The sequence below is a fragment of the Collinsella sp. AM12-1 genome (assembly GCF_003472325.1).
Taxonomy (GTDB): domain Bacteria; phylum Actinomycetota; class Coriobacteriia; order Coriobacteriales; family Coriobacteriaceae; genus Collinsella.
Map to the genome: position 1 here is coordinate 1 of NZ_QRLS01000014.1, position 11,630 is coordinate 11,630.

Sequence of the window (11,630 nt, forward strand, 5' to 3'; positions counted from 1 at the left end):
AACCTTAATTTCAAAGTCCAAGAAATGGGATGCAGTTCAAAAGGTGCCTGTCCCCTTTGTGGTGGTTTAGGGCTCCCAGGGGCAGGGGGCTTCGATGTGGATGTGCTCGCCGGTTACGGGATGCGTAAAGGACACGCTGTGGGCATGGAGCATCAGGCCGTAGGGACGCGGCGTTCCGTACAGGTCATCGCCCACCAGGGGATGGCGCTCGCTGGCCAGATGTACGCGGATCTGGTGCTTGCGGCCGGTGAGCAACTCGACATCGATATACGAGCGCGTGGGCAGGCCACGACGGCTCTTAAGACGTTTGAGCACCTTCACGCGCGTTTGAGACGGCTTGCCGCTGGCGCCGACGCGCATCTTGCGGCTGTCGTGACGGTCGCGGGCGATGGGCTTGTCGATGAGCTTTTCGTTCCAGTCGATCTTGCCCTCGGCGAGCGCCAGGTAGTGCTTTTCGAACGCGTGGTCGATGATCATCTGGTCAAAGGCGGGCTGCGTCTGCTTGTCGAGTGAGAACAGCACCACGCCGGTGGTGTCACGGTCCAAGCGGTTGAGCGGCTGCATATCGGTCGCGGCAAAGCCGTCGCCCATCGCCAGCAGCAGGTCGCTGGCGTAGTCGGTGAGCGTGCGCTCGCCGGTGCCGTCGCCGTGGACGATCATGCCGGCGGGCTTGTCGATGACCATGAGCCAGGCGTCGCAATAGAGGACTTGAGGTTCTTCGTTCACGTGTAAGCCTTTCGGTTAGCTAATTCCCACAAACATGCAGCCCGAGGTGGCGCCGCGCAGGCGGGCGGCCGGCTTGCGGCCGGCTTGAGCCGCCTCGACAGCGCGACGGACGCGTGCGACGGCGCGGCCCACCTCATCCGTCTCGAGCAGCGTGCCGTCCACCATAAGACGGCGCACGCCGGCGTCGAGCAGCTGTGGTACCTGCGGCGTAAGGTCGATGGGGTAGGCGTCGTACAAGCGAGAGCGGCCATGGATGTCGGTGCGCACGGGCATGACCTTGCCGTCGATATTCTTGAGCGAGAGCTTGCGGGCACGCAGGCGGCAGTTGGCGCAATCGTGGATGCAGCCGTTGGCAACCTGCAGAATGCAATGCTCGCTTGTCATGACGCGCGGGCGGCCAAAGACGGTGATGCCCAGCGCCGCGGGCGCGGCGGCGCCGAGCGAGACAATCTCGTCGAGCGTGATCTCGGGCGAGAGCCAAAACGCACCGGCTCCGCGCTCGGCAAGCGCTTCCATGCAGGGCGTGTTATGAACCGGCAGGCAAGAGCGAATCTCGGCCGTGGCGCCAACCTGGGCGGCCAGGGCAAGCTCAGAGATGTTGCCAATAGCGACCGTGGCACCGGCAACAACCCACGGGTCAACGCGGACGTGGTCAACGGCGCGGCAGACCTCATCGAGCACGGGTACGATGCCCTGCTCAAACGTATCGGCGGGGGAGAGCTTGGCCGCATCGAGCGCGTTGGTGGTCATGTAGATGCGCGTTGCGCCCTCCGCGCGGGCTGCCTCGGCAGCCTCGAGCGTGGTGACGGTGGCGCAGATCTGCGGCTCGTCGCGGTAGTGCGCGGGCGCGGGGCGGGAACCACTGGTTACAATCACCGGCAACTCGAGCGTTTTCGCGCGCTCCTCGTACGGCGCCAGAATGGCCTCCTCCAATGCCTTGCAGGCGGCGGCGCGCACCTTGTGCACGGCGGAGAAGCCCATACCGCAGCCGGCGTCGAGCGAAACGTCAAAGCTCGCTGCCTCAAAGGGCGAGGAGCCCATGCGGCCGACGTGCTCTACCAAATCGGACGCCTCGACCGCGCGGGTCTTGGCGGCCTCGACGGTAAAGCCCGTGGCCGTGGCCGTAAGCGATGGGGCGTCGCAGCAGGTGAGCGTCACGGTAAACGGTTCGCCCAGATGCGCCACAACGGTTACATCAACGGCGCGGCGGCGAAGCACGTCGCGCTTGAGCGCGGCGCCGGCGGCGTCGATGGCGCGCTGGCTGCGGATGACGCGCACGCGGCAGCCCTCGGGCATGCTGCGGGGCACGCGGCACTCGATGATGTCACCGACGGCGGCATCATCGGCAGCGATAGTGGTTAGGAACTGATCGAACTCATCATCGTGGCGAAGCTCCAGCAGGTCGCCCTTTTCCACGGGCTCAAACAGCTCAATGCGGGCGATGGCGGCGCGGCGACGGCGGTCGTCGGGCTTGAGGCCGCGCACATCTCGGTTGGCCGGGCGGCTGCCCAGCACCGTGCCCACGATCTGGCCGCGGTTGTTGGAACGCTCATAGCTCATCATCTCGTCGCCCGAGGTGCCGTCCTGATAGGCGTGCGTAAAGTCGCGGTTAAAGCAGCGCTTGAGCTGGCGCTGGCGGGCGGCTTTCTCGTCCTTGGCAACGGTGGTTCCGGCCAGCATGTCATCAATCTGATGACGATACACGTCGACGATGGAATACACGTAATCGGGCGCCTTCATGCGGCCCTCGAGCTTGAGCGATGCGGCGCCGGCGTCATACAGACGGCGAACAAGCTGCGAAGTGTTGGTGTCGCGCGGGCACAGCGCGCGCTCGCGACCGGCGGGGGAGAGCGTGCGGCCGTTCTCGTCGATTAGCTCGTAGGGCAGGCGGCAGGGCTGGGCGCACATGCCGCGGTTGGCCGAGCGGCCCGCCATGGCAAAGCTCGACAGCAGGCACAGACCCGAGTAGCAAAAGCAGATGGCACCGTGGCTAAAGACCTCGAGGTCGACATCGGGCGCGGCGTCGTGGATGGCGGCGATCTCGTCGATGGAGAGCTCGCGCGAGAGGGTCACGCGGTCGGCGCCCTGCTCGCGGCACCAGATGGTTCCGCGGTCGTCATGGATGTTCGCCTGGGTCGAGATATGCGTCTCGATGCCGGGCATCGTGCGCTTGACCTCAAAGAACAGACCCCAGTCCTGGATGATGAAGGCATCGGCGCCCAGCGTGGAGCAGCGATGGATGAGTTGCAACGCATCGGCCATCTCGGACTGCTTGATGACGATGTTGACCGTGACGTAGACGCGCGAGCCGGCCAGGTGTGCAGCGCGGCAGGCCTGCTCAAAGGCCTTGTCGGTAAAGTTCGTTGCCTTGCGGCGGGCGTTGAAGCTGCCCATGCCACAGTAGATGGCGTCTGCCCCGGCAGCGAGTGCGGCGGCGAAGGGCTCCGGGCCTCCGGCGGGGGCCAAGAGCTCGGGTCTACGGTTGGTGGTTCGACTGGCGGTTGCGGTCATATCCTGCCTTTCAAAATGCTCAGATAATCAAAAGTATAGTGGTGCCATCGCGGCAGGCGATGCCCGTGCTCTAAGCGGGATAAAGTCTTCAGCAGCTTGGACTGGCTGCTTCATATGAGAACCGTTCAGCGGTCCGGGGAAACCGTTGGGCGATAAAATATTCTCGAAGGCTGATAATTATCTTGCATCGGGCAAACTCATCCCCTACTATCCCAATCAAGCGCGGTGTTCAGACCGAACTGTGCCTCCCGGTGTGAACGCCGCGCTCCCGTTCCCTTTTACTTGTAAGGAGAAAAATATGAGCAAGACCGTCGTGTCTTCCGATAACGCACCCGCAGCCATCGGCCCGTATTCCCCCGGTATCCAGACTGGCAACATGGTGTTTCTGTCCGGCCAGCTGGGCATCGATCCCGCGACCGGCAAGCTGCCCGAGGGTGTCGAGGCCCAGGCCAAGCAGTCCCTCGCCAACGTCGAGGCTCTGCTGACCGCTGCCGGCGCCACGTTTGCCGATGTCGTCAAGACCACGGTCTACCTGGCCGACATCGCCGACTTTGCCGCCGTGAACGAGATTTACGCCTCCAAGTTCGAGGCTCCGTTCCCCGCGCGCAGCGCTTTCCAGGTTGCCGCCCTTCCGGCTGGCGGTCTGGTCGAGATCGAGGTTGTCGCCGCTCTCTAAGGTGTTGGTAACAACTAAACATGACATGCAAAAAGACCCTGCAGCGCGTGCGAGCTGCAGGGTCTTTTGTCAAGCGATGCGACAAAAATGATCCGTTTCCCTTCGTCCCCAAGGGATCACGTTTAGCCTTCCTTGCGGACTTTTTGCAGGTAGCGGTATACGCTGGGCTCCGAAATGCCCAGCGCGGTGGCGGCGCAGGCCACAGCGCCCTTGAGCATGAACACCCCGTTGCCGTTGAGGTGGCGAATGACGTCCACGCGGTCGCTCTGACCAAGCGACGCTACATCCAGCCCGCGTGCGCTCAGCAACTCGGCAATGCTGCGGTCGATGAGCTCCTGCGTGGACTCCGAAAGGCTTTCGACCTCGATAGGGGCGGGCTCCGTGCGCGTCGGCGCCGCGTCGAAGCATGCCATGAGCTGCTGCGCCATGGTGTTGATGGAGCGCACGGTCGAGAGGTCGGTGTTGACGCAGAGCATACCGACGATCTCGTTATCCTCGCGGATAAAGTACGTCGCCGACTCCAGCGTTTTGCCGCCGGCGCCGCGGCCCTCGTAGCCCGTAATAAACGGCAGGTCGCGATACTTGGGGTCGTGCATGATCTTGAGCGCCAGATCGGTGGCAGGACCGCCGATCTTACGGCCGCTCACGATGCCGTTGCGAATATCGACGATGGCGTGGTCGGGATCCGAGAAATCGTGCAGCACGATCTCGCTGTTCTTGCCGAGTATCTGCTCCAGGAAATCGACCATCGGCAAAAAGCGGCGTACGGTCTCGTTCACGGGCAACTCCTTTGGGTGAAATCGGAAATGTTCATAACAATTTTTTCTCATGGTAACACGCTGCTCATCATCTCGTATATCCGCAGGTACATTGCGTAATGCAGACGAACGGTATGATTTTGGCGGTAAACGGTCGACCAAAAGAAAAGTAAGATGTTATTTAGACCAGACACATTCCTGACCTGCGGAAACGAGTTATTTCAGCCGAAGAATAGTCTGATAACAAAAAATTATTATTGAGAATGAGAATCATCTTTAATACGATATGCAACGAAGGCACAACCTCAACCCCGCACTGCGTCACAATAGAGCGTTAGATGCGAAAACAACTATTTCGAGGATTGGTGGTCAAATGACCCAGGAGACGGTTACGAACGGCACTGAAGCCCTGTTCACTCGTGAAGGCATGCCTCCCGTTAAGGAAATGATCCCGTGTGCCCTTCAGCACGTACTGGCTTCGTTTGCCGGTATCATCACCCCGGCTGTCATCATGGCCGGTGTCTACGGCTTTAATAGCCAGCAGAGCACCGACATCATCCAGGTCGCGCTCATTCTTTCGGCGATCGACACGGCCCTTCAGGCCTTTGCCCCCTTCCGTCGCATCGGCGGCGGCCTGCCCATCGTCATGGGCGTTTCGTTCGCGTTCCTGCCGGCCCTGCAGGCCATGGGTGCCTCGGGCTTTAGCTTTGGTGCGCTGCTGGGCGGCGAGATCGTCGGCGGCGCCGTCGCGGTCCTCTTTGGTCTGGCCTACAGCAAGATCAAGTGGCTGTTCCCGCCCGTCGTGACCGGTACGGTCATCTTCTCCATTGGCGTCTCTCTCTATCCCACGGCCGTCAAGTACATGGCCGGCGGCATGGGCACGCCGCTGTGGGGCACCCCGCAGGCCTGGTGCGTCGCTCTTATCACCTTCGCCGTGGTCTTTGCGCTCGCCAACTTTGGCAAGGGCACGCTCAAGCTGGGCTCCGTGTTCTTTGGCATGATCGTTGGCATGATCGTCTCCATCCCCTTCGGCATGATCGACTTCTCCAGCGTCGCCACCGCTCAGGTCTTCGCCCTTCCCAAGCTCATGCCCTACGCGCTCGAGTTTGATCCCGAGGTCTGCATTACCCTCGCCGTCGTGTTCCCCATGGTTGCCATCCAGGTTATCGGTGACGTCTCCGCCGCCTGCCTGGGCTCCATCGACCGTATGCCCACCGAGCGCGAGCTCTCCGGCGCTATCGTGTCCCAGGGCCTTACCTCTATGGTCGGCGGCCTGCTGGGCGGTCTTCCCACCAGCGCCCTTGGCCAGAACGTGGGCATCATCTGCTCCAACAAGGTCGTCAACAAGTGGGTCTTTGTGATTATCGCTGCCGTCTTTGCCATCGCCGGTCTGTTCCCGCAGCTCTCTGCCGTCCTTTCCGCTATCCCGCAGCCCGTCATCGGCGGTGCTACCGTGGGCGTGTTTGGCACCATCACCATGAACGGCGTGCGCATGTTCACCCGCGAGGGCCTCACGCAGCGCACTACCACCATCGTCGGTACCTCCGTCGTCTTTGGCCTGGGTATCTGGATGGCCAGCGGTTGCCTTGCCGGCGAGGGTATGCCCGCCTGGGTGTCCACCGTCATCGGCTCCAATGCCGTAACCCCCACCGCCATCATGGCCATCGTCCTTAACCTGATTCTTCCGCAGACGCCGGTCGTGGCTCAGCACATCGATGCTGCCAAGGACGCTGCCGTGGATCTGGTCTTGCCCGAGAGCAAGAAGTAGCCAATTCGGTGCTATTCGTCGGCGGGCGCATCGCCTCGTCCGCCGACGTCATGCGGCGCCAAGCCGCACTTCAAAGGGTTTGTCCCTTTGGTGAAGCGTTGACGGGAGAGGGCCCGTTTCCGGTGTAGGCCGGCGCTTCGCACTCCGCCATGTCAGAGGTGTCAAACCCCGCCCCTGATGTTGAAGGGAGCATCCATGCTTCTGGTCGCTAACGGTTCTGTCTTTACCCGCAATGCTCAGACCCCGTTCATTCCAAACGGTGCGGTCGCCATTGACGGAGATACGATCGTCGAAGTGGGCCCCGAGTGCGAGCTCAAGGCCAAGTACCCGGATGCCGAGTACGTCGACGCCCGGGGCAACCTCATCATGCCCGGACTCATCAACTGCCACACCCACATCTACTCGGGTTTGGCCCGCGGCCTTGCCATTAAGGGCTGCAACCCTACCAATTTCCTGGAGAATCTTGAGCAGCAGTGGTGGAAGATCGACGACAACCTGACGCTCGACGGCACCAAGGCCAGCGCCTATGCCACGATTCTTGACTCCATCCGCGATGGCGTCACCACGATCTTCGATCACCATGCGAGCTTCTGCGAGATTCCGGGAAGCCTCTTTACCATAAAGGATGCCGCTCAGGAGCTGGGCATGCGTTCGTGCCTGTGCTACGAGGTCTCCGATCGACGCGGCCAGGAAAAATGTGACCAGGCCATTGCCGAGAACGCCGAGTTTGCCCAGTGGGCCGCCAAGGAGCGTCGCGATAACGACAACCACATGATCGCCGCCATGTTTGGCGGTCACGCCACCTTTACGCTGTCGGACGAGACCATGGACAAGATGGCCGAGGCCAACAACGGCCTGACCGGCTTCCACATCCACGTATGCGAGGGTATGAACGACGTGTGGGATTCCCGCCTCAACCGCGGCGGCATCAGCCCCGTCGAGCGCCTGCTGCAGCACAACCTGCTGGGTCCCGACACCATGCTGGGCCACTGCATCCACGTGACGCCCGCCGAGATGGATATCGTCAAGGAGTCCGGCACCTGGCTCGTTAACAACCCCGAATCCAATATGGGCAACGCCGTGGGCTGCGCCCCCGTGCTCGAGTTCTTCCGCCGCGGCATCCCCGTGTGCATGGGCACCGACGCCTACACCCACGACATGCTCGAGAGCCTCAAGGTCTTCCTGATCATTCAACGCCACAACGCCGCCATGCCCAACGTGGGCTGGTGCGAGGCCATGACGATGCTCTTCAAGAACAACGCCAAGATGGCGAGCAAGTACTTCGATCGCAAGCTCGGCGTGCTCGAGGCCGGCGCTGCCGCCGACGTCATCGTTATGGACTACAAGCCCTTTACGCCGCTGAGCGAGGAGAATATCGACGGCCACATGCTCTTTGGCATGATGGGCAAAAACTGCCGCACCACCATCATCAACGGCCGCGTCCTGTACAAGGATCGCGAGTTCGTTGGCATTGATGAGGACAAGATCAACGCGTGGACCATGGCTGAGTCCAAGAAGCTCTGGAGCACGCTCAACGGTCGCACCTACTAATTCACAAGTAGATTCGCGCGCGTCAGATGTTTCGCCGCATCCGACGCGCGTATAGGCGACCTCCGCGGGGTCGCCGGCGCTGTGCTAGCGCTACACCGTATTTGCGCCCGCCGCGCGGTCTCGCCGGGCGTTACAGAGAGGAGCTCACTATGAGCGACATCATGAGGCCGATCCCGTTTTCGCAGCTGATGAACTGGATCATCGAGGAGCACAAGACCCAGGACGCCATCTTTGGCGTGCGCAAGATGGTCACGACCAACCAGGAGGGTGCGCTTCCCATTTTTGACGAGCGCATCGAGACTCCGTTTGGCCCGGCCGCCGGCCCCAATACGCAGCTTGCCCAGAACATCGTGGCATCCTATGTGGCCGGTTCTCGCTTCTTTGAGCTCAAGACCGTCCAGGTTATGGACGGCGAGGAGCTCTCCAAGTGCGTCAACAAGCCCTGCATCGTGGCTCAGGACGAGTGCTACAACTGCGAATGGTCGACCGAGCTCGAGGTTCCGCAGGCCTTTGCCGAGTACGTGAAGGCATGGTTTGCCTGCCACCTGATCGCTCGCGAGTACGGTCTGGGCAGCCCGGACGGCTTTGTCTTCAACATGTCGGTGGGCTATGACCTGGAGGGCATTAAGAGCCCCAAGGTCGATGCCTACATCGAAGGCATGAAGGACGCCAGCGGCTCCGACGTCTGGAACGAGTGCCGCGCATGGGCGCTCGCCAACCTGGACAAGTTTGAGCATGTCGACGCCGCGTTTGTCGAGTCCATCCCGGCGCGCGTGTCCAACTCCATAACCGAGTCCACGCTGCATGGCTGCCCGCCGGCGGAGATCGAGCGCATCGCGACCTACCTCATCACCGAGAAGGGCCTCAACACCTACATCAAGTGCAACCCCACGCTGCTGGGCTATGAGTTTGCCCGCCAGCGTCTGAACGAGCTGGGCTTTGACTACATCGTCTTCGACGATACACACTTCCGCGAGGACCTGCAGTGGGCCGACGCCGTGCCCATGTTCGAGCGCCTGATTGCCCTGTGCGCCGAGCGAGGCTTGGAGTTTGGCGTCAAGCTGACCAACACGTTCCCCGTCGACGTGACGAGGAACGAGCTGCCTTCCACCGAGATGTACATGTCGGGCCGTTCACTGTTCTCGCTGACCATCGAGGCCGCCCGCCGCATTACCGAGCAGTTCGATGGCAAGCTGCGCATCAGCTACTCCGGCGGTGCCACGGTCTACAACATTCGTGCCCTGTACGATGCCGGCATTTGGCCCGTTACCCTGGCGACCGACGTACTCAAGCCCGGTGGCTACGAGCGCTTTAGCCAGATGGCCGGCGAGTTTACCGACCTGGATGGCAAGCCGTTCGCGGGCGTCTCTCTCGAGGCCGTGACTGCGATCCAGACCGACTCGCTCACCAACCCGCTCTACAAGAAGCCGCTGCGCCCGCTGCCCGACCGCAAGGTCGCCGGCAAGAGCCCGCTTTCCGACTGCTTTACCACGCCTTGCCGTACGAGCTGCCCCATCCAGCAGGATATCCCTGCCTATCTGGCGGCTGTTGACGAGGGCCGCTACGAGGACGCGCTCAACAATATCATCGAGCGCAACGCCCTGCCGTTCATTACCGGCACCATCTGCCCGCATCCCTGCGGCCGTGCCTGCGAGCGCGCATTCTACGAGCCCGAGGGCGCCCAGATTCGCGCCAGCAAGCTCAAGGCCGCCCGCGAGGCCATGACCGCCGTGCTGCCCAAGCTGCGCACCCAGGCCATTGCCAACGACGCCGAGCGCAACGTTGCCGTTATCGGCGGCGGCCCGGCCGGTCTGGCGACGGCGTTCTTCCTGACGCGTGCCGGCGTGCCCGTCACCATCTTTGAGGCCCGCGACTCTCTTGGCGGCGTGGTCCGTCACGTAATCCCCGAGTTCCGTATCGCGAGCGACGATATCTCCCACGACGCCGAGCTCTGCCTGGCCTTTGGCGCCAAGGTGCAGCTCAACGCTCGCGTTGATTCCATTGACGAGCTCAAGGCCCAGGGCTTTACCGACGTGGTCGTGGCCACCGGTGCCTGGATGCCCGGCTCTGCGGGCTTGGGCGAGGGTGCCGAGCTCGATGTGCTGGAGTTCCTCGAGGCCGCCAAGAAGGGCGAGAAGCTCGAGCTGGGCGAGGACGTCGTGGTCATTGGCGCCGGCAACACCGCCATGGACGCGGCCCGCGTGGCCAAGCGCCTGGCTGGCGTGAAGAACGTGCGCCTGGTGTATCGCCGCACCAAGAAGCAGATGCCCGCCGACGAGGAAGAGCTCGATTTTGCTCTTGCCGACGGCGTTGAGTTCTGCGAGTTGCTGGCGCCCAAGGCACTCAACGGTGCCGTGCTGACCTGCGATGTTATGGAGCTTGGCGAGCCGGATGCAAGCGGCCGTCGCAGCCCCGTCGCCACGGGCGAGACCGTTGAGCTTCCCGCCACCACGGTGATCTGCGCCGTGGGCGAGGGCATCGATGCCAGCCTGTACGATGCCGCGGGCGTCGAGCACGACCGCCGCGGTCGTCTTGCCGCCACCTCCACCGGCGTAGAGGGCGTCTGGGCTGCGGGCGACTGCCGCCGCGGTCCTGCTACCGTGGTCGAGGCTATCGCCGACGCCGCCGAGGTCGCCCGTGCCATTGCCGGCGTGGACTTTAACAAGTACGCCGACTGCAACGAGCAGGCCGGTCGCGAGGACACCTGCTACGAGCGCAAGGGGTCGCTGTGCCGCGACAAGCGCAACTGCACCAAGACCCGCTGCCTGGGCTGCGGCTCGGTGTGCGAGGTCTGCTGCGACGTGTGCCCCAACCGCGCCAACGTGGCAATTAAGGTGCCGGGCCTGGCCAAGCATCAGGTGGTACATGTCGACGGCATGTGCAACGAGTGCGGCAACTGCGCCGTGTTCTGCCCCTACCAGGAGGGTCGTCCCTATAAGGACAAGCTCACCCTGTTCTGGAGCGAGCAGGACATGGAGAACTCCGAGAACGAGGGCTTCCTGGCTGTGGACGAGGACCACTTTAAAGTCCGCGTCGCCGGCACGGTCCGCACCGTCTCGGTCGATGCCGTCAACACCGGTCTTCCCGAGGCCGTCCGCCTGACCATCAGGGCCGTGCGCGACAACTATTCGTACCTTCTTAAGAAATAGGCGAGTCTCTTATGGCCAAATCCATTCAACATAACGTGGCCTACGTTGCCTGCGGAAGCGGCTGTGCCTCCGCAGGCGGCGACGCCCGCTGCAACGAAGGCTGCATTGGCTGTGGCGCCTGCGTCACGGCCTGCCCCCACGGCGCCATTGCGCTGGTTGATGGCATCGCCCGCGTGGACCGCTCCAGGTGCACGGGTTGTGGCCTGTGCGGCATGGCATGCCCGCAGCGCGTGATTGCCTTCGTCCCCGGCTACCAGAACATTCTGGTGCGCTGCAACAACACCGATAAGGGCGCCATTGCGCGCAAGGTCTGCGACACGAGCTGCATCGGTTGCGGCATGTGCGCCAAAAAGTGCCCTGCCGGCGCTATCCGCATCGAGGACAACTGTGCCCATATCGACGGCGCGGACTGCCTGTCGTGCGGCATGTGCGCCGTCGTTTGCCCGCATGGCGCCATCCACGACCGCACCGGCATCGCCGCCGGCGTGTAG

General features: G+C 62.7%; 8 protein-coding genes. 5 read left to right on the forward strand and 3 right to left on the reverse strand.

What is annotated here, in order from left to right; all coding sequences use genetic code 11:
* Positions 1-66: 66 nt before the first annotated feature.
* Both DW136_RS07595 and DW136_RS07600 read right to left on the reverse strand, forming a co-directional pair.
* Positions 67-726: an RluA family pseudouridine synthase gene (locus tag DW136_RS07595; RefSeq protein WP_233509001.1), complete on the reverse strand. Its 660-nt coding sequence runs from the start codon at positions 724-726 to the stop codon at positions 67-69.
* A 15-nt stretch (positions 727-741) separates the two neighbouring features.
* The gene (locus DW136_RS07600; protein WP_117639607.1) at positions 742-3,237 is read right to left on the reverse strand and encodes a U32 family peptidase; all 2,496 of its coding nucleotides are present in this window, start codon (positions 3,235-3,237) and stop codon (positions 742-744) included.
* A gap of 298 nt (positions 3,238-3,535) precedes the next feature.
* On the opposite strand from DW136_RS07600, the gene DW136_RS07605 reads away from it, so the two are divergent.
* Entirely contained in the window at positions 3,536-3,913 is a 378-nt protein-coding gene (locus DW136_RS07605; protein ID WP_089572469.1) for a RidA family protein, read from the forward strand.
* A gap of 122 nt (positions 3,914-4,035) precedes the next feature.
* On the opposite strand, the gene DW136_RS07610 is transcribed toward DW136_RS07605, so the two are convergent.
* Positions 4,036-4,692 carry a transcriptional regulator gene (locus tag DW136_RS07610; protein ID WP_233503003.1) on the reverse strand — a complete coding sequence of 219 codons (657 nt, stop codon included), beginning with the start codon at positions 4,690-4,692 and terminating at the stop codon, positions 4,036-4,038.
* Between the two features lie 352 nt (positions 4,693-5,044).
* Between DW136_RS07610 and DW136_RS07615 the strand changes: the two genes are divergently transcribed.
* From DW136_RS07615 to DW136_RS07630, 4 genes are all read left to right on the forward strand, one after another.
* The gene (locus tag DW136_RS07615) at positions 5,045-6,439 is read left to right on the forward strand and encodes a uracil-xanthine permease family protein (RefSeq protein ID WP_055285183.1); all 1,395 of its coding nucleotides are present in this window, start codon (positions 5,045-5,047) and stop codon (positions 6,437-6,439) included.
* 195 nt (positions 6,440-6,634) lie between these two features.
* A complete protein-coding gene (gene ssnA / locus DW136_RS07620) occupies positions 6,635-7,990 on the forward strand; it encodes a putative aminohydrolase SsnA (protein WP_118289353.1) in 1,356 nt (451 codons plus the stop codon).
* Between the two features lie 149 nt (positions 7,991-8,139).
* Positions 8,140-11,139, forward strand: a complete 3,000-nt coding sequence (gene ygfK, locus DW136_RS07625) for a putative selenate reductase subunit YgfK (protein ID WP_118289354.1) — start codon at positions 8,140-8,142, stop codon at positions 11,137-11,139.
* Between the two features lie 11 nt (positions 11,140-11,150).
* The gene (locus tag DW136_RS07630) at positions 11,151-11,630 is read left to right on the forward strand and encodes a 4Fe-4S binding protein (protein WP_117583055.1); all 480 of its coding nucleotides are present in this window, start codon (positions 11,151-11,153) and stop codon (positions 11,628-11,630) included.

Bases quoted from the DNA above. Each gene is read 5' to 3' on its own strand.
- DW136_RS07600 (WP_117639607.1), bottom strand. From the start codon at position 3,237: ATGACCGCAACCGCCAGTCGAACCACCAACCGTAGACCCGAGCTCTTG.
- DW136_RS07605 (WP_089572469.1), top strand. From the start codon at position 3,536: ATGAGCAAGACCGTCGTGTCTTCCGATAACGCACCCGCAGCCATCGGC.
- DW136_RS07615 (WP_055285183.1), top strand. From the start codon at position 5,045: ATGACCCAGGAGACGGTTACGAACGGCACTGAAGCCCTGTTCACTCGT.
- ssnA (WP_118289353.1), top strand. From the start codon at position 6,635: ATGCTTCTGGTCGCTAACGGTTCTGTCTTTACCCGCAATGCTCAGACC.
- ygfK (WP_118289354.1), top strand. From the start codon at position 8,140: ATGAGCGACATCATGAGGCCGATCCCGTTTTCGCAGCTGATGAACTGG.
- DW136_RS07630 (WP_117583055.1), top strand. From the start codon at position 11,151: ATGGCCAAATCCATTCAACATAACGTGGCCTACGTTGCCTGCGGAAGC.